The organism is Serratia bockelmannii, assembly GCF_051803255.1.
Taxonomy (GTDB): Bacteria; Pseudomonadota; Gammaproteobacteria; order Enterobacterales; family Enterobacteriaceae; genus Serratia; species Serratia bockelmannii.
Genome location: NZ_CP196512.1, coordinates 1575538 through 1593279, shown reverse-complemented (window position 1 = coordinate 1593279; position 17742 = coordinate 1575538). Strand labels below are relative to the sequence as shown.

General features: G+C 60.2%; 16 protein-coding genes. 8 read left to right on the top strand and 8 right to left on the bottom strand.

The window, feature by feature from the left end; all coding sequences use genetic code 11:
- The first annotated feature begins 119 nt into the window (after nt 1-119).
- From ACSJLU_RS07705 to sanA, 6 genes are all read left to right on the top strand, one after another.
- Nucleotides 120-1331, top strand: coding sequence for an MFS transporter (locus ACSJLU_RS07705; RefSeq protein ID WP_025302155.1), 1212 nt, complete (start codon nt 120-122; stop codon nt 1329-1331).
- A 138-nt stretch (nt 1332-1469) separates the two neighbouring features.
- On the top strand, nt 1470-1877 hold the full coding sequence (locus ACSJLU_RS07700) for a CidA/LrgA family protein (RefSeq protein WP_025302154.1): 408 nt from the start codon (nt 1470-1472) through the stop codon (nt 1875-1877).
- Complete coding sequence (locus ACSJLU_RS07695) at nt 1874-2569, top strand: CidB/LrgB family autolysis modulator (protein ID WP_019454415.1); 696 nt, start codon at nt 1874-1876, stop codon at nt 2567-2569. The genes ACSJLU_RS07700 and ACSJLU_RS07695 overlap by 4 nt, the downstream gene beginning before the upstream one ends.
- A gap of 137 nt (nt 2570-2706) precedes the next feature.
- Complete coding sequence (gene cdd, locus ACSJLU_RS07690; protein WP_043142432.1) at nt 2707-3591, top strand: cytidine deaminase; 885 nt, start codon at nt 2707-2709, stop codon at nt 3589-3591.
- 221 nt (nt 3592-3812) lie between these two features.
- Nucleotides 3813-5510, top strand: a complete 1698-nt coding sequence (locus ACSJLU_RS07685; protein ID WP_025302151.1) for an NAD-dependent malic enzyme — start codon at nt 3813-3815, stop codon at nt 5508-5510.
- A 169-nt stretch (nt 5511-5679) separates the two neighbouring features.
- Nucleotides 5680-6423 (top strand): outer membrane permeability protein SanA, encoded by a 744-nt coding sequence (gene sanA, locus ACSJLU_RS07680; protein WP_004938948.1) that lies wholly within the window; start codon nt 5680-5682, stop codon nt 6421-6423.
- 126 nt (nt 6424-6549) lie between these two features.
- Here the strand turns inward: sanA and ACSJLU_RS07675 are convergent, their stop codons facing one another.
- The 8 genes from ACSJLU_RS07675 to ACSJLU_RS07640 form a co-directional block, all read right to left on the bottom strand.
- A complete protein-coding gene (locus ACSJLU_RS07675; protein WP_043142430.1) occupies nt 6550-6942 on the bottom strand; it encodes a tautomerase family protein in 393 nt (130 codons plus the stop codon).
- 235 nt (nt 6943-7177) lie between these two features.
- Nucleotides 7178-8188 (bottom strand): galactose/methyl galactoside ABC transporter permease MglC, encoded by a 1011-nt coding sequence (mglC, locus tag ACSJLU_RS07670; protein ID WP_004938953.1) that lies wholly within the window; start codon nt 8186-8188, stop codon nt 7178-7180.
- A gap of 11 nt (nt 8189-8199) precedes the next feature.
- Complete coding sequence (gene mglA, locus ACSJLU_RS07665) at nt 8200-9708, bottom strand: galactose/methyl galactoside ABC transporter ATP-binding protein MglA (RefSeq protein ID WP_004938959.1); 1509 nt, start codon at nt 9706-9708, stop codon at nt 8200-8202.
- A 99-nt stretch (nt 9709-9807) separates the two neighbouring features.
- A complete protein-coding gene (gene mglB / locus ACSJLU_RS07660; protein ID WP_380825903.1) occupies nt 9808-10800 on the bottom strand; it encodes a galactose/glucose ABC transporter substrate-binding protein MglB in 993 nt (330 codons plus the stop codon).
- A 264-nt stretch (nt 10801-11064) separates the two neighbouring features.
- Nucleotides 11065-12102: an HTH-type transcriptional regulator GalS gene (gene galS / locus ACSJLU_RS07655; protein ID WP_049205814.1), complete on the bottom strand. Its 1038-nt coding sequence runs from the start codon at nt 12100-12102 to the stop codon at nt 11065-11067.
- A 126-nt stretch (nt 12103-12228) separates the two neighbouring features.
- A complete protein-coding gene (gene yeiB / locus ACSJLU_RS07650) occupies nt 12229-13401 on the bottom strand; it encodes a DUF418 domain-containing protein YeiB (RefSeq protein WP_342093616.1) in 1173 nt (390 codons plus the stop codon).
- 79 nt (nt 13402-13480) lie between these two features.
- A complete protein-coding gene (gene folE / locus ACSJLU_RS07645; RefSeq protein ID WP_004938969.1) occupies nt 13481-14146 on the bottom strand; it encodes a GTP cyclohydrolase I FolE in 666 nt (221 codons plus the stop codon).
- Between the two features lie 243 nt (nt 14147-14389).
- Entirely contained in the window at nt 14390-15547 is a 1158-nt protein-coding gene (locus ACSJLU_RS07640) for a YbfB/YjiJ family MFS transporter (protein WP_025302146.1), read from the bottom strand.
- 105 nt (nt 15548-15652) lie between these two features.
- On the opposite strand from ACSJLU_RS07640, the gene ptrR reads away from it, so the two are divergent.
- Nucleotides 15653-16573, top strand: coding sequence for a putrescine utilization regulator PtrR (gene ptrR, locus ACSJLU_RS07635; protein WP_261464429.1), 921 nt, complete (start codon nt 15653-15655; stop codon nt 16571-16573).
- 30 nt (nt 16574-16603) lie between these two features.
- Nucleotides 16604-17728: an S-(hydroxymethyl)glutathione dehydrogenase/class III alcohol dehydrogenase gene (locus ACSJLU_RS07630; RefSeq protein WP_380825898.1), complete on the top strand. Its 1125-nt coding sequence runs from the start codon at nt 16604-16606 to the stop codon at nt 17726-17728.
- Nucleotides 17729-17742 lie beyond the last annotated feature (14 nt).

Genomic DNA, 17742 nt, shown 5'->3' with positions numbered 1-17742 from the left:
CGAGGCTGCCGACGCAGCCTCTGTTTTTAAACTAATTTTCGGCTTCCCCCTTCCGTCCTCGCCAAAATACGCTATGTTATCTGCATCGCCCAATAACTGTATGCATAAACAGGCTTCGAATGAAGGGATTCCCCTCGCTGATTAACATGCTGCTGGCCAGTTCGCTGGTGTTGACCATCGGCCGCGGCGTGACGCTGCCGTTCATTACCATCTACCTCACCGAGCATTTCCATCTGCTGCCGAAGAGCGTGGGCGTGATCCTGGGTGTCAGCCTGACCCTCGGCATCCTTGCCAGCCTGTACGGCGGCTATCTAGTGGACAAATTCAGCAAGAACCGCCTGATCCTGCTGTCGATTGTATTGTTTGCGCTGAGCTTCTTCGCCATTCCCTGGATCCCGCGCCCCGGCGGCGTGATCGTGGTGCTGGCCATCTTGCATACCTGTTATTCGGTGCTGAGCATCACCATTAAGGCCTGCTTCGCCGACGGGTTGCCGGTTGAGCAGCGCATCAAGGCTTTTTCAATCAACTACACGCTGGTCAACGTCGGCTGGGCGATCGGTTCTGCGCTCGGCGTTCTGGTGGCCGGGCTTAGCCCGCTGCTGCCGTTTTACCTGTCGGGCGGGTTGGCGCTGGCGACGGTGGCGGCGCTAAGCCTGCGCTTGCGCGGTCGGCAACAGCGCGCAACGCCAGCCGCCGCACCGGCCGCGCTCCCCAACTTCCGCCAGACGCTGACTATCCTGCGGAGCGATCGGCGGCTTATCTACTTCACCCTCGGCAGCACCCTGGGCGCCGTGGTGTTCGGTCAGTTCACCGGCTATCTGTCGCAGTATCTGATCACCGTCTCCAGCGCCGAGTTCGCCTACAAAATCATCGGGCTGGTGATGATCGTCAACGCCAGCATCGTTATCGCCCTGCAATACCTGCTCAGCCGCGGTATGCGCCAGGAAAACATGCTGCGCTGGCTGGTGCTGGGCACGCTGTTTTTCATCGTCGGGCTGCTCGGTTTCATGGCGGCCGGCCAGGCGGTCTGGCTGTGGCTGGCGGCGATGGCGGTGTTTACCCTCGGCGAAATCATCGTGATCCCGGTGGAATACATGTTCATCGACTTTATCGCGCCCCCGCACCTGAAAGGCAGCTACTATGGAGTACAGAATCTCAGCGCGCTGGGCGGTGCCATCAACCCGGTACTGTGCGGAGTGCTGCTCAGCTATGCCGCGCCGCCGTTAATGTTCGTGATGCTGGTCGGCGCCGCGCTGCTCAGCCTGCTGTTTTTCTTCCTCGGCCACCGGCTGGCAGAACACGCGGCGGCAGCGGCCGAAGACACGCGCTGAACCCGCGCGTGGCAGCCATTGCGGGCTGTCAACCCGCCGATCGGGTATGGCACCCATAGCGATAATTCATGGTGCGATCTGTGGCATGGCTCACAGTTTAATTGTATGATGAATGCAGCAATTAAACGGGGAAAGACAATGGCCAACGTGCTCACACTGTGCTGGAAATACCTGAGAGCCCTGCTCCTCATCTACCTGTGTCTGTTCGTCGGCAATGCAGTGGCGGCGCTGCTGCCGTTCGCCATTCCCGGCAGCATTCTCGGCATGCTGCTGCTGTTCGCCCTGCTCTCGACCCAGATTATGCCGGCCAAATGGGTTAAACCCGGCTGCCATTTGCTGATCCGCTATATGGTGCTGCTGTTCGTGCCTATCGGCGTCGGGGTGATGAAATACTACGATCAGATCGTCGCGCATCTGGGCCCGCTGGTCATCTCTTGCCTCATCAGCACGCTGATGGTGCTGGTGGTGGTCGGCTATACCTCACACTATTTTCACCGCGAGCGCCGCATCGCCGGTAAGCCCGACGACACGGAGGGCAACCCATGATCCATGAAATCTGGTGGTCGCTGCCGCTGACGCTGGCGGTCTATTTCGCCGCGCGCTGGCTGGCGCGCAAGCTGAACATGCCGCTGCTCAATCCGCTGCTGGTTTCCATGGCGGTGATCATCCCGCTGCTGCTGCTCACCGGCATCCCCTATGAGCGCTACTTTCAGGGCAGCAAAATCCTCAACGATCTGCTGCAGCCGGCGGTTGTCGCACTGGCCTTCCCGCTGTATGAACAGCTGCACCAGATCCGCGCGCGCTGGAAGTCGATTATCGCGGTGTGCTTCATCGGAAGCCTGACCGCCATGATCAGCGGCGGCGCCATCGCCCTGTGGCTGGGCGCCACGCCGGAAATCGCCGCCTCTATCCTGCCGAAATCGGTCACTACGCCAATCGCCATGGCCGTCGCGGACTCGCTCGGCGGTATTCCGGCGATCAGCGCAGTCTGCGTCATTTTCGTCGGTATCCTCGGCGCCGTGTTCGGCCATACGCTGTTCAACCTGTTGAAAATCACCACCCACTCTGCGCGCGGCCTGGCGATGGGCACCGCATCCCACGCGCTGGGCACCGCACGCTGCGCGGAGATGGACTACCAGGAAGGCGCATTCGGCTCGCTGGCGCTGGTGATCTGCGGCATCATCACCTCACTGCTGGCGCCGTTCCTGTTCCCGGTGCTGCTGCATCTGTTCGGCTGAATACGGCGAAACTTGCGATACATCTCACATTTATTTATTTCATTGCATTAATTTCACCAATTAAGAGACATTAATCACACTTTAATGTCTCTGGCCTGCCTAGAATGTTACCCCGTTAACTCGTAGAGAGACCTTCTATGCATCCGCGTTTTCACACCGCTTTCAGCGCACTGCCCGCGACACTGCAATCCGCCCTGCGGCCCTATCTGGACGCGCCTGACTTTCCGGCGATGTTCACGGCCGAGCAAGCGGCGGCGATCCGCACAGGTTGCGGGCTGGACGATGATGCGCTGGCATTCGCGCTGCTGCCGCTGGCGGCGGCCTGCTCGTTAACCCCGATATCGCATTTCCACGTCGGCGCCATCGCGCGCGGGCAAAGTGGCAACCTCTATTTCGGCGCCAATATGGAATTCAGCGGCGCACCGCTGCAGCAAACCGTGCATGCGGAACAGTGCGCGGTTACCCATGCCTGGCTGCGCGGTGAATCGGCGCTGGCCTCGGTCACCGTCAATTACACGCCGTGCGGTCATTGCCGCCAGTTTATGAATGAGCTGAACAGCGGCGGCGAACTGCAGATCCGTCTGCCGGGCCGCGCGCCGGCTACGCTGGCGGACTATCTGCCGGACGCCTTCGGCCCGAAAGATCTGGATATCGCTTCGCTGCTGATGGACAAGGTCGATCACGGTCACCAGCTGGCGCTGGACGACGCACTGACACAGGCGGCACTGGCGGCGGCCAATCAGAGTCACGCACCGTACAGCAACGCCCACAGCGGCGTAGCGCTGGAAACGGCAGACGGCATCCTCTATGCCGGCCGTTATGCGGAAAACGCCGCCTTCAACCCAAGTCTGCCGCCGCTGCAGGCCGCGCTGATCCTGCTGAACCTCTCCGGCGGCGATTGCCTGAACATTCGCCGCGCCGTACTGGTCGAGCCGCAGGAGGCGATCCTCAGCCAGTGGGACGCCACCCGCGCCACTCTGGCAGCGCTGGGCTGCCAGAACGTCAGCCGCGCCACTTTCTAAGCGCACCGCGGCGGGGCCATCCGGTTCCGCCGTTAACAGCCCCGCCCGCCAAATACAATGCCCCGACGCCGCAAGAAACACTTTCTTTAGTTAAAAAATCATTTGATTGTCGATAATTACGCCAACCTGGTTCATCATCTGGCAACAAATGCTGTACATCTTCTCTTTATCTCTTAGGATCGTCGGCAATAAAGTTATCTGATACGTGAAGAGTAAAACTGATGGAACTAGAATACGAAAGCAAACGCCCGCTCTATATCCCTTACGCCGGCCCGATTCTGCTGGAATTTCCGCTGCTGAACAAAGGCAGCGCTTTCACCGAGGAAGAACGTAGCCACTTCAACCTGCACGGCCTGCTGCCGGAGGCGGTGGAAACCATCGAAGAACAGGTGGAACGCGCCTACCGTCAGTATCAGGATTTCAAGAACGATAACGACAAGCACATCTACCTGCGCAACATCCAGGACACCAACGAAACCCTGTTCTACCGCCTGCTGGACTCGCACCTGAGCGAGATGATGCCGATCATTTACACCCCGACCGTCGGCGAGGCCTGCGAACACTTCTCCGATATCTATCGCCGCGCGCGCGGGCTGTTCATCTCCTACCCGAACCGCGATCGCATCGATGACATGCTGCAAAACGCCACCAAGCAGAACGTCAAGGTGATCGTGGTCACCGACGGCGAGCGTATCCTCGGCCTGGGCGACCAGGGCATCGGCGGCATGGGCATTCCCATCGGCAAGCTGTCGCTGTATACCGCCTGCGGCGGCATCAGCCCGGCCTATACCCTGCCGGTGGTGCTGGACGTCGGCACCAACAACCCGCAGCGCCTCAACGATCCGCTGTACATGGGCTGGCGCCATCCGCGCATCTCCGGCGAGGAGTACCACGCCTTCGTCGAAGAGTTTATTCAGGCGGTCAAACGCCGCTGGCCGAACGTACTGCTGCAGTTCGAAGACTTCGCACAGAACAACGCCACCCCGTTGTTGAACCGCTATCGCGACGAGATCTGCTGCTTCAACGATGACATTCAGGGCACTGCCGCGGTGACCCTCGGCAGCCTGATCGCCGCCAGCCGCGCCGCCGGCAGCCAGCTGCGCGATCAGACCGTCACCTTCCTCGGTGCCGGTTCCGCCGGCTGTGGCATCGCCGAGCAGATCATCGCGCAGATGAAGTCCGAAGGGTTGAGCGAAGACGAAGCGCGCGCCCGCGTATTCATGGTCGACCGCTTCGGCCTGCTGACCGACAAACTGCCGAACCTGCTCGATTTCCAGAGCAAGCTGGTACAGAAGAGCGACAACCTGACCGGTTGGGAAACCGCCAGCGACGCCATCTCGCTGCTGGACGTGGTGCGCAACGCCAAGCCGACCATTCTGATCGGCGTTTCCGGCCAGCCGGGGCTGTTTACCGAAGAGCTGATCCGCGAAATGCACAAACACTGCGAACGCCCTATCGTGATGCCGCTGTCCAACCCGACCTCGCGCGTGGAAGCCCGCCCAGAAGACATCATCAACTGGACCGACGGCGCCGCCCTGGTCGCGACCGGCAGCCCGTTCGCACCGGTGAGCTATAAAGAGCAGCTGTACCCGATCGCCCAGTGCAATAACTCCTACATCTTCCCGGGGATTGGCCTCGGCGTGCTGGCCTCCGGCGCCACCCGCGTCACCGACGCTATGCTGATGGCCGCCAGCCGCGCGCTGGCGGACTGTTCGCCGCTGGCCACCGACGGCCACGGCGCACTGCTGCCGAATATCGACGATATTCAGGGCGTGTCGAAGTGCATCGCCATGGAAGTGGGTAAAGCGGCGCAGCTGCAGGGTGTGGCGATCGTTACCTCCGAAGACGCGCTGTCGAAAGCCATCGAGCACAACTTCTGGCGGCCGCAGTACCGCAGCTACAAGCGCACTTCGTTCTGATTGACGCGCTGAAATGACCCAGCCCGGCTCCGCCGGGCTTTTTTGTGCGGCAAAACCGCCGAAAAATGCGGCGTTGCGCGTGCTTCAGGCGGTTCGCGTCTTGCGTCGATCGGTCAGGTAAAGTAGCCTTGATCCATCTTTTTCAGCCCGGCGCGCGTAAGGCAACAACATGTGGAAACGCCTGATCATCAGCCTGTTCATCATCATTGCGGTGTTGATGGGTTCGGCTATTGCGCTCGATCGCTGGATCAGCTGGAAAACCGCGCCTTACGTCTACGACGAACTGCAGGAGCTGCCGCACCGCCAGGTTGGCGTGGTGCTCGGCACGGCCAAGTATTACCGCACCGGGGTGATCAACCAGTACTACCGTTACCGCATTCAAGGGGCGATCAACGCCTATAACAGCGGCAAGGTGAAATACCTGCTGCTGAGCGGCGACAATGCCCAGCAAAGCTACAACGAACCGATGACCATGCGTCGCGATCTGATCGCCGCCGGCGTGGCGCCGAGCGATATCGTGCTGGACTACGCCGGCTTCCGCACTCTAGACTCCATCGTGCGCACCCGCAAAGTGTTCGACACCAACGATTTCATCATCATCACCCAGCGTTTCCACTGCGAGCGCGCGCTGTTCATCGCCTTGCACATGGGCATTCAGGCGCAGTGCTACGCGGTGCCGTCGCCGAAGGACATGATGACGGTGCGCGCCCGCGAGATCTTCGCTCGCCTGGGCGCGCTGACCGATCTGTACATCCTCAAGCGCGAGCCGCGCTTCCTCGGCCCGCTGATCCCGATCTCCGCCATGCACACCGTGCCGGAAGACGCCCAGGGTTATCCCGCCGTGTCACCGGAACAGTTGGTGGAACTGGAGCACAAGCTGAAAGAAGAGAAGCAAAAAGCCAAACAGCCTTAATCATCCGGCAGAGGGTTTTACACGCGTCCCCAGCAATACGCTAAAAGGGCGTATTATCCGAGAAATACGCAGTGTTAACGAATACCGGATGATTTGCGTAAAGCACTCTCTACGTACGTTGACAGCTTATTGCGACATAGAAAGCGGCGATGCCCTTCTGCCGCCGCCGAATGAACTGTTCAAACGATCCAGTTCAATGAAAAGGACCATCAGATCATTGCTGTCCAGTCCAATCAGGGCGAGTTCCTGTACCAGTGATTGCAAGAGCAATTGTTTGCGGGCATCAGGGGAACCAGAGGAAAGCATGGCTTCAATCAACACGAAGTTAGCGCTGCGGGGGGATTCCAGATCGGGATAAGTGGGGTCCACATATAAATCGTCTTCCCCAAGACGGATAAAGCGCTGGAATTGATCGTTCGCAGGATAGCCGGTTTTTACTACCGCCGCGTGAATAGCTGATGAAATTCTTTTCTTATCAAGCGTATTACGACTTTTCAGCGTAATGGTAAATACAGGCATAGTTTGCTCCCTGAGAACGGTAGATAAAAGCAGTTTACTGGCTTCATGTCATGTGGGTAGCCCGAAAACTGTGTCACGCTGTAACCAACCCAACCTCAAGATCGGGCAATTCCCTTACCCGAAACAACCCAGCCAGCCATTGCCAAATAATGCCTTACTGTTTTGCTGCGCCCTGCCTCCTAGAATGCAACAAGGCCGGCAATAGGCCGGCCTTGTTGTCTGTGCTGCGGTAGCTCTACTTCTTCTTGGCGTATTTCAACGAGTCCAACGCCACGGCGAAGATGATGATGCTGCCCTTGATGATGTACTGCCAGTACGGGTTGATGCCGATATAGGTCAGGCCGTAGTTGATGACGGTAAAGATGATCACCCCGGTCACCACGCCCCACACCGTACCCACCCCGCCGGCAAATGAGACGCCCCCCACCACGCAGGCGGCGATGGCATCCAGCTCATACATAAAGCCGAGGTTATTGGTGGCGCTGCCGATGCGCCCCGCTTCCAGCAAGCCGCCGAAGGCGTAGAACACGCCGGACAGCGCATAGATCATGATCAGGTTCAACGGCACGTTGACGCCGGACACCTTAGCCGCTTCCGGGTTGCCGCCGATGGCGAAGATGTTCTTGCCGAAGCGGGTCTTGGTCCACAGGATCCAGACGAATATGATGGCGATCAGCGCGTAAAAAGTAATGTACGACAGCTTAAAGTCGCCGAAGCGCAAGAAGCCCTGGGCAAAGGTGGAAAACTTCGGATCGAAACCCGCGACCGGCGACGCGCCGACCGAATCGTAATACAGCGAGTTGATGCCGTAGACGATGATCATGGTGCCTAAGGTGGTGATGAACGGCGTCACGTTGAGATAGGCGATAATCAGGCCGTTAACCAGGCCGATCACCGCGCCGACCGCACACACCAGCAAGATGACCAGGGGAATCGACCAGGTTTCCATGTGCGGGAATACCTTGTTGACGTTATCCATCGACTGCAGCAGCGTGGCCGCCACCACCGCCGCCAGCCCCACCTGCCGCCCGGCGGACAGGTCGGTGCCCTGAGTCACGATCAATCCCGCCACGCCCAGCGCGATGATGATGCGCACCGAAGACTGCGTCAGGATGTTGCTCAGGTTCATCAGGCTAAGGAAGGTAGGATCCTGAATGATGATGATGGCCAACAGCACCAGCAACACCACGTAAATGCCGCCTTCCTTGAAATAGGTAAATAAGGTTTTTTTATTTAGCGCGTTCATAATTCCGATCCTTAAAGGTGCAGGGAGGCGAGACGTAAGATTTCATTTTGCGAGGTCTGTTTGGTGTTAACGATGCCCGCAACCTGACCATTGCTCATCACCAAAATACGGTCGGTGATCCCCAAAAGCTCCGGCATTTCGGACGAGACGATAATGATCCCCTTGCCCTTCTTCGCCAGTTCGGTCATCAGCTGATAAATCTCGAACTTGGCGCCCACGTCGATGCCGCGCGTCGGTTCATCCAGCATCAGGATCTCCGGCTGCGTCAGCAGCCAGCGGCCGATGATCACCTTCTGCTGGTTGCCGCCGGACAGCGAGCCGATATGGGTGTGATGCCCCGGCGTTTTCACCCGCATGGCGTCGATCACCCACTGGGTGTCGCTCTTCATCCGCGCGTTATCCAGCAGGCCGAGCTTGTTTTTATAATTGCGGATATTGGAGATCAACGAGTTGAAACCCACATCGAGGTAAGCGTAAATCCCGGTGGATCGGCGCTCTTCGGTCACCAACGCAAACCCGTGGTTGATCGCTTCGTTGGCACTGTGGTTGTCGATCGCCTTGCCGTGCAGCTTTATAGTGCCCGCCACCTTTTCACGAATGCCGAACAGCGTCTCGACGATGTCGGTGCGCTTGGCGCCCACCAGCCCGGCGATGCCGAGGATCTCGCCCTGGTGCAGATCGAAGGAAACATCGCGGATCGAAGGCTGGCGCAGCGATGTCAGGTTCTTCACCTCAAGGATCACCTCACCCGGCGTGTTCTGCCTGTCTGGGAAGCGCTGGCTCAGCGAGCGGCCGACCATCATGGCGATGATCTTGTCCATATCCAGCCCTTCCAGCGGCTGGGTGGCGATCCACTGGCCGTCGCGCAGCACCGTTATCTCGTCGCACAGCTGGAAGATCTCTTCCATCTTGTGCGAGATATAGACGATGCCGCAGCCGCGTTCTTTCAGCTTGCGGATGATGGTGAACAGATGATTGACCTCTTTCTCCGTCAGCGAAGAGGTCGGTTCATCCATGATGACGATCTTGGCGTCGTAGGAAAACGCCTTGGCGATCTCGATCATCTGCATCTGCGACACCGACAGGTTGCCCACCTTTTCGCGCGGGTTGATGTCGATATCCAGCTCGTCAAAGATCGCCTGGGTGTCTTTGAACATCTTGTCCTGATCGACGAACAGGCCTTTGGTCGGATAGCGCCCCAGCCACATGTTGTCCATCACGGTGCGTTGCAGCACCAGGTTCAGCTCCTGATGCACCATCGAAACGCCGTGTTCCAACGCTTCCTTCGAGCTCTTGAAATCGATTTCCCTGCCCTGAAACACAATGCTGCCGCTGTCTTTTTTATAAATGCCGAACAGGCATTTCAGCAACGTCGATTTCCCCGCCCCGTTCTCCCCCATCAGGGCGTGAATCGAGTGCGGACGGACGCGTAAATTGACATTGTCCAAAGCTTTGACGCCGGGAAATGACTTACAGATATCCGTCATTTCCAGCAAAAATTCGCGTGAGCTATCGGCCATAAATACACCTGGCTTAACGATCTTGCAGTCGTAAACATCCCCGCCGGCGGTATCCCTGGTGTTGGCGCCGCAGGCGGGGTCTTAGCGGGATCTCAATTCTTATTTAACGAACTGAGACAGGTTGTCTTTATCTACGCCGACGTAAGGGATACGCACGACTTTATTTTCGACTTTATATTGGGTGCCTTCGGTGGCCGGTTTGCCTGCCGCCAGGTTTTTCGCGAGCTCGAAGGTGGCTTTCGCCTGGTTGTCGGCGTCGTTCAGCACCGTGCCCGCCATCGCGCCGGATTTCACCAGCGACAGCGCTTCAGGCAGCGCATCGACGCCGAACACCGGGATACTGGTCTTGTTGTGCGCTTTCAGCGCTTCCACCGCGCCCATCGCCATGGCGTCGTTGTTGGCGATCACCACTTCAATCTTGTTGGCATTCGGGCCGGAGAGCCAGGCGTCCATCTTGTCTTTCGCCTGCGCGGTATCCCACATCGCGGTATCCATCTGCAGCTGCTGGGTCTTGATGCCTTTTTCGTTCAGCGTCTTCACCACGTAGGTAGTGCGCGCTTCGGCATCCGGGTGGCCCGGTTCACCCTTCAGCAGCACGAACTGGATCTGGCCGTCTTTGTTCAGATCCCAGGCCGGGTTGGCTTGCCAGTGTTTGGCGATCAGCTCGCCCTGGATCACGCCGGACTCTTTGGAGTCGGTGCCGACGTAATATGCCTTGTCATAGCTGTCCAACGCCTTGCGGGAAGGTTCTTTGTTGTAGAACACCACCGGGATATCGTTTGCGCGCGCCTTATCGATAACCACCGGTGCCGCGGCCGGGTCGACCAGGTTGATCGCCAGCGCTTTCACGCCCTTGGCCAGCAGCACGTCGATCTGATCGTTCTGTTTGGACTGGTCGTTCTGCGAGTCATTCATCAGCAGAGTGACGTCCGGCGAAGCCTTGGCATCTTTCTCGATCGCCTTGCGCACCACCGACATGAAGTTGTCGTCGTATTTGTAAATCGTGACGCCAATACGGGTATCAGCATGGGCTGCGGCGCCAAACATCATGGCTGCGGCCATGGCGGCCAGGGTGAAAACCTTCTTATTCATTGTCAGTCTCCGGTTCTGTGTAGGGTATTACTCGTCTTTGAGCCAATGGTCACCGGCAGTGCGCACACCCCAGGCCAGGCGATTTCCACTCAACACCTGTCGTCCGTGGATCTTGTTATTTCCGAGAAATGCTGTGTCAGCGCGAGATAAAGGTTGCAGCGGCAAGGGCCTTTGCGCCGGAAAACGCCTAGAGCATAGACGGCGTGATGTTAATATTCTGTGAATTTTCTCACAGATTGAAAACGGTTACACAGGATTAAATCGTCAGAGAGTGACCGTCGCCTCACTTTGCCAGGGGGCGACAGAATGGCGCCGCACCAGCGTCGGCATGAACAGATGAGCGGCCTGCGGCTCCGCCAGGCCTGCTGCGCCCTGCAATGCTAGCTCGGTGGCCAGCGTGGCCATCGAAACGATCGGGTAACGCACCGTGGTGAGTTTGGGGCTGGTGTAACGCGCGATGGGAATGTCGTCGAAGCCGATCAGCGAGAAATGCTGCGGTACCGTGATACCGTTTTCTTTCAGCACCGCCATGGCGCCGGCGGCCATGGCGTCGTTGTAAGCGAACACCGCGCTCAGCTGTAGATTACGCCCCAGCAGTTCCACCATCGCCGCCTCGCCGCCCTGCAGATCCGGCGAACCGTACGCGCGCCAGTTGTCCGGCGTGGCCAGCCCGGCGGCGGCCATCGCCTGCGCATAGCCCCGCTGGCGCAGCGGCCCGTCTTCTATCGGGTGATTGGAGCCCAGGTAGCCGATGCGCCGATGGCCCTGCGACAGCAAAAGACGCATTGCCATTTCCGCGCCGCAGACGTTATCCAGCCCGACGCAGCGTGGCTCATAGCCGGGGATAATCCGATTGATCAGCACCATGCCCGGCACCTGCTCCAGAAAGCCGATCAGCTCGGCGTCGCTCAGGGCTTTGGCGTGAACAATCAGGGCATTACAGCGCTGACGGATCAGCACTTCGATCGCATGGCGCTCTTTGTCCGCCTGATGATAGCTGTTGCCGATCAGCAGGTATTTGTGGTGTTTCTGCGCCACCGTGTCAACCGCTTTCACCAGCGCGCCGAAGAACGGATCGGAGACGTCCATCACCACCACGCCCAGGGTATCGCTGCTTTGGGTCGCCAGCGCCTGCGCATTGGCGTTGGGGCGATAGCCCAGATCCGCCACCGCCTGCAGCACCTGCTCGCGCGTCTCCTTGCTGGTCAGCGCGCTGTGGTTCAACACGCGGGAGACGGTCGCCACGGAGACCCCGGCGCGTTTCGCCACGTCGCGAATGGTGATCGGATGAACTGGAAGCATGCGGGATCCTGAAATCGGGGTAGTGGCCGGTGGCGCTATCCTACCCCGATTGGCCCGCTGCTCGCGTGAATTACGTCACAGGAAAGAAAACGTTTACATACATTTTTTTAACCTGCCGATGGGCACTCACTTCAGCGTTTTGGGCTCCGCTTCGCCGGCGGCCAGCTGCGTCAGCTTGCGCCACAGCCACTCCATCGGCCCTTGCTCGAAGTAACGCAGCCACAGTACGGAAAACGCCAGGTTGGCCAGCCAGACCAGCGGCACGAACGCCAACAGCTGCAGCCGCTCGAACTGCTCATAGAGACCGAAGCGATAAAACAACGTGGTACAGATCAGCGTTTGCAGCAGGTAGTTGCTCAGCGCCATGCGCCCCACCTGGCTCAGCCAGTGGGCGATGCGCAGGCGCGACAGTGCGGGCCAGAAACCGTAACACAGCGCCAGATAGCCCATCGCCTGCAGCGGGGCGCCCAGCTCACGCGGCACCTGCAGCAGGAAACCGCTCCAGCGATAGTCCCACTGCACCTGCCATTGCAGCGCCACCGCCGGCAGCTGGATCAGCACCGAAAGCGGCAGCAGCCACGCCGCCTGCCTCAGGTAATAGCCGGATGAGTAGCTGCCGCGCAGCCAGCCGCTGCGCATCAGCCCGGCGCCGAATAGCATCAGCCCCGCCAGCTCCCAGCCATACTGCGCGCCGATGGCCAGCAGGCTGGACGAGAGCAGATCAGCGCGGCTGCGCCAGGCTTCGAAACCGCCCTGCAGCTTCCAGAACTTCTCGTACTGCAACTCCGCCACGCCCGGCTGCCAGAAGCTGCCCGGTTCACCGTGCGAGATAAAACCGAGCAGCAGCAGCACCGCCACGCCGATCAGGTAGAGCACCACGCCGGTTTTCAGCAGCTGGAAAGTTTCTTTGGCCTCGCGGATCATGCGCCAGCACACCAGGCCGATCAGCCCGTAGGCCAGCAGAATATCGCCGTCCCACAGGAAGATGGCGTGCGCGAGGCCGAACAGCACCAACCACGACAGCCGCGCGCGGATCCAGCTTTTGCCGCGCCGCAGCAGCATGTGCAACCCGGCGCCGAACAACAGCGCGAACATCGCCAGGAACTTGGCCTGGGCGAAGAGATCCAGCAGCGCCCAGGTCCAGGCATCGCGCGACGACGGCATCCCCAAATAGGCCGGGTTGAGATAGGCGGCCTTCGGCAAGCCGAAGGCGCTGATGTTCAGCAATAAGATGCCGAGGATGGCGATGCCGCGCACGCAGTCCAGCGTAGCGATGCGCGGCAGAGGATGACTGTTCATTTTTTATCGCTGTCTTCCGCTCATGAAAAAGGCGCCCGCAGGCGCCTGTTATGCTATTGCGAGTCGCCCCGCAACGCCATCACCCCTGGTGATGACGCACCGCGCGCAGGAACTCCTGGCGGGTATTCTGGCTGGACTTGAACAGCCCCCCCAACGAGGTGGTGGTGGTGGCGCTGGTCGCGTCGCGAATGCCGCGCGCCTTGACACAATAATGGACCGCGTCGATCGATACCGCCACGTTATTGGTACCGAGCAGGGTCTGCAGCGCGACCAGGATCTGCTGGGTCAGACGCTCTTGCACCTGCGGACGCTGGGAGAAGAACTGCACGATGCGGTTGATCTTCGACAGACCGATCACCGAGTCTTTCGGGATATAGGCCACGGTAGCCTTGCCGTCGATGGTGACGAAGTGGTGCTCGCAGGTGCTGGTCAGCGTGATATCGCGCACCGTCACCATCTCATCCACTTTCATCTTGTTCTCGATGACGGTGATTTTCGGGAAGTTGGCGTAGTCCAGCCCGGAGAAGATCTCGTCGACATACATTTTGGCGATGCGATGCGGCGTTTCCGCCAGGCTGTCGTCAGACAGATCGAGATTCAGCAGCTGCATGATTTCAGTCATGTGCTCTTTGATACGACGCTTGCGCGTTTCGCGATCCAGCACTTCCCCGCGCAGCGGTGTCTCCAGACCACGCTCTTCCAGTGCCGCATGCACCAGCGCGGCTTCTTTACTTAATGATGTCATGTATTTGTTCTCCTGCGGACGGAACCCGCCGGCGGCCTGGTAGGGCGTGCGGCCGGCGAATTGCTTGCTCTCGTGACGGCAGAGTTTTCGTGATGGATAACGTGAACCCGGTCAAGATTTTGCCCCACTGTAGATGAGAGCGCGGCGATTATCCAGTGATTGTGCTTCATCCGCAGGTGAAATATTCGCATTTAGCACAATCAGGCCGGCTGCGGGATCCCGCTTTTTTTGTATGGATTTTAATCAGCGCATCGCCGTTTTTTGCGCCAACCGCCGCGCCGGGGTATTCACTACCAGCGCACCGGCCACCAACAGCGCCGCCACCGCCACGTACAGCGCCGGCTCCAGCCGATGAGTCATGGCGGTCGACAGCGCCGACAGCATCGGCCCGACCAGTTGGCCGATCGCATAACCGGTGGTCAGCAATCCAGCCATGTAGCGCGCATGGCGCGGCGCCAGTTCACGGCCGTGCTGAAGGGCGAGCTGCACCACGCAGAGGAAGCCGCCGCCGGTCAGCACCGCCCCGAGCGCCAGGCCGGCCACGCCCGGCACCGCTTCGGCGCTCAGCACGCCCAACGCCTGTATCCACAGCGTGATCGCCAACCGGGTCTGGGTAGTTAGCCGATGGCGGGTCAGAATGCCGATGACAATCCCCAGCACCGCCGCACCGCCGAACACCGGCCAGACAAACTGCGCGAACAGGCTGGCGGGAAAGCGCGCCGCCGCCATCTGCGACAAAAAGGTCGCCGGCAGGATGTAGCCGAAGCCGGCCAGGCTATAGCTCCACACCAGGCGTTTGAGCGCCGGCGTCAGCAGCAGCGGCTCCGGGGCCACGTCCTGGCGATGCAGCTCGCCGCTGCGCGGCAGAAAGGCGCTAATCCCCCCGACCAGCACCAGCGCCAGCCCGCCATACACCAGCCAGGCCTGCGCCGCCGTCAGCCCCAGCGCGTTGATGCCCACCGCCAGCATGCCGCTAAGGAAGATGCCGGCGCCCGGCCCGGCGAATACCGCCGCGCTCAGCGCCGGCCGGCCGTAGTGCGCCAACCGCTCGTTGGTCCAGGCCGCCACCAGCACCATCGCCCAGCCGCTGGCCCAGCCGATGACGAAGCGCAGCGCGCCGTGCGTCCATGCATCCTGCGCCAGCGCCGACAGCAGCGTCAGCGCCATCGCGCCCCATACGCCCAGCCACAGGCGCCGCTCGACGTGGCGCGTGGCGCGCATCGCGTCGTAGGCGCCGCACAGGTAGCCCAAATAGTTGATCGCCGCCACCAGCCCGGCGCCGGTGAGGCTGAACTGATGTTCCGCGATCATCAGCGGCACCTGCGGGGTGAAAGCGAAGCGGCCAATGCCCATCGCGACGATCAGCGCGGCAAAACCGCTCAAGGCAATACGTAAAGCCATACCGGTATCCAAAAGGTTAAAAGAAAGTTGCCAGTATCATGCCGCAGTATTAAACTCACAAAAACTGAATAATACTAATCAAGTTCATCACGAAACGAGAATATTATGGATCTGACCCAGCTTCGCATGTTCTGCTGCGTAGCGGAAACCGGCTCGGTCGCCCGCGCCGCCGAGCAGCTGCACCGCGTGCCGTCGAACCTGACCACCCGGCTGCGCCAGCTTGAGCAGGAGCTGGGCGCCGATCTGTTTATCCGCGAAAAACAGCGCCTGCGCCTGTCGCCGATGGGCCATAACTTTCTGTGCTACGCCAACCGCATCCTGGCGCTCAGCGACGAGGCGATGAGCATCACCCACGCCGGCGAACCGGCGGGCAACTTCGCCCTCGGCTCGATGGAGAGCACCGCCGCCACCCGCCTGCCCTCGCTGCTGGCGGCTTACCACCAGCGTTTCTCGCAGGTTTCGCTGTCGCTGACCACCGGCACCTCCGGCGAAATCGCCGATCGGGTGCGCGCCGGCACGCTGGCGGCGGCGCTGGTCGACGGCCCAGTGTCCTATGACGAGCTGAACGGCTGCATCGCCTATCCTGAACATATGGTAGTGATCTCCTGTCTCGATCACGCGCCGATCCACAGCGCCAAAGACGTCAACGGCGAAACGCTGTTCGCCTTTCGCGCCAGCTGCTCCTACCGCCTGCGGCTGGAGGCCTGGTTCAAGCGCGAAGGCGCGCGGCCGGGGCAGATCATGGAGATCCAGTCCTATCACGCCATGCTGGCCTGCGTCGCCAGCGGCGCCGGGCTGGCGATGATCCCGCATTCGGTGCTCAGCCTGCTGCCGGGCCATGAGCGGGTTCGAGTTCACACCCTGCCGCCGGACGTGGCCGACACCGCCACCTGGCTGCTGTGGCGCCGCGACGCGTTCGGGCCGAACGTGCGCGCGCTGAAAGAGTTGATTATTGAACAGACGGAAACCGCCGCTGTTGATGAAAGCACCCCCAACGATTTATCAGACGTTTTCGATATCGCCTGATTTAAAAAGAAAACCACTGAGGAGACTATGATGGAGATGATCAAAACCCGCGCCGCCGTTGCCTGGGGCCCGAACCAGCCGCTGAAGATCGAAGAAGTCGAGCTGATGCCACCGCAAAAAGGCGAAGTACTGGTGCGGATCGTCGCCACCGGCGTTTGTCACACCGACGCCTACACCCTGTCCGGCAAAGATCCGGAAGGCGTGTTCCCGGCGATCCTCGGCCACGAGGGCGGCGGCGTGGTGGAAGCGGTCGGTGAAGGCGTCACCAGCGTGGCGGTCGGCGATCACGTGATCCCGCTCTACACCCCGGAGTGCGGCGAGTGCAAATTCTGTAAATCCGGCAAGACCAACCTGTGCCAGGCGATCCGCGCCACCCAGGGTAAAGGCCTGATGCCGGACGGCACCCCCCGCTTCTTCAAGGACGGCAAGCCGATCTTCCACTACATGGGCACTTCCACCTTCTCCGAATACACCGTGGTGCCGGAGATTTCACTGGCGAAAATCAACAAGGAAGCGCCGCTGGAAGAAGTGTGCCTGCTGGGCTGTGGCGTCACCACCGGCATGGGTGCGGTGATGAACACCGCCAAAGTGCAGCCGGGCGACACCGTGGCGATCTTCGGCCTGGGCGGCATCGGCCTGTCGGCGATCATCGGCGCGCAGATGGCCGGCGCGGGCCGCATCATCGGCATCGACATCAACACCAGCAAGTTCGATCTGGCGCGCAAGCTGGGCGCTACCGATCTGATCAACCCGAAAGACTATGACAAACCGATTCAGGACGTGATCGTCGAGCTGACCGACGGCGGCGTCGACTTCTCCTTCGAGTGCATCGGCAACGTCAACGTGATGCGTTCCGCGTTGGAGTGCTGCCACAAGGGCTGGGGTGAATCGGTGATCATCGGCGTCGCGGGCGCCGGCGAAGAAATCTCGACCCGGCCGTTCCAGCTGGTCACCGGCCGCGTCTGGCGCGGCTCGGCATTCGGCGGCGTCAAGGGCCGTTCGCAGCTGCCGGGCATCGTCGAGCGCTATCTGGACGGCGAATTCGCGCTGAACGACTTTATCACCCACACCATGGGGCTGGAGCAGATCAACGAAGCGTTCGATTTGATGCACGAAGGCAAATCGATCCGTTCCGTCATCCACTTCGACAAATAAGCCAGGAGGCAGAG

Bases quoted from the DNA above. Each gene is read 5' to 3' on its own strand.
- ACSJLU_RS07700 (WP_025302154.1), top strand. From the start codon at position 1,470: ATGGCCAACGTGCTCACACTGTGCTGGAAATACCTGAGAGCCCTGCTC.
- ACSJLU_RS07630 (WP_380825898.1), top strand. From the start codon at position 16,604: ATGGAGATGATCAAAACCCGCGCCGCCGTTGCCTGGGGCCCGAACCAG.
- mglC (WP_004938953.1), bottom strand. From the start codon at position 8,188: ATGAACGCGCTAAATAAAAAAACCTTATTTACCTATTTCAAGGAAGGC.
- ACSJLU_RS07685 (WP_025302151.1), top strand. From the start codon at position 3,813: ATGGAACTAGAATACGAAAGCAAACGCCCGCTCTATATCCCTTACGCC.
- ptrR (WP_261464429.1), top strand. From the start codon at position 15,653: ATGGATCTGACCCAGCTTCGCATGTTCTGCTGCGTAGCGGAAACCGGC.
- mglA (WP_004938959.1), bottom strand. From the start codon at position 9,708: ATGGCCGATAGCTCACGCGAATTTTTGCTGGAAATGACGGATATCTGT.
- mglB (WP_380825903.1), bottom strand. From the start codon at position 10,800: ATGAATAAGAAGGTTTTCACCCTGGCCGCCATGGCCGCAGCCATGATG.
- sanA (WP_004938948.1), top strand. From the start codon at position 5,680: ATGTGGAAACGCCTGATCATCAGCCTGTTCATCATCATTGCGGTGTTG.
- galS (WP_049205814.1), bottom strand. From the start codon at position 12,102: ATGCTTCCAGTTCATCCGATCACCATTCGCGACGTGGCGAAACGCGCC.
- cdd (WP_043142432.1), top strand. From the start codon at position 2,707: ATGCATCCGCGTTTTCACACCGCTTTCAGCGCACTGCCCGCGACACTG.
- folE (WP_004938969.1), bottom strand. From the start codon at position 14,146: ATGACATCATTAAGTAAAGAAGCCGCGCTGGTGCATGCGGCACTGGAA.
- ACSJLU_RS07705 (WP_025302155.1), top strand. From the start codon at position 120: ATGAAGGGATTCCCCTCGCTGATTAACATGCTGCTGGCCAGTTCGCTG.
- ACSJLU_RS07675 (WP_043142430.1), bottom strand. From the start codon at position 6,942: ATGCCTGTATTTACCATTACGCTGAAAAGTCGTAATACGCTTGATAAG.
- ACSJLU_RS07640 (WP_025302146.1), bottom strand. From the start codon at position 15,547: ATGGCTTTACGTATTGCCTTGAGCGGTTTTGCCGCGCTGATCGTCGCG.
- yeiB (WP_342093616.1), bottom strand. From the start codon at position 13,401: ATGAACAGTCATCCTCTGCCGCGCATCGCTACGCTGGACTGCGTGCGC.
- ACSJLU_RS07695 (WP_019454415.1), top strand. From the start codon at position 1,874: ATGATCCATGAAATCTGGTGGTCGCTGCCGCTGACGCTGGCGGTCTAT.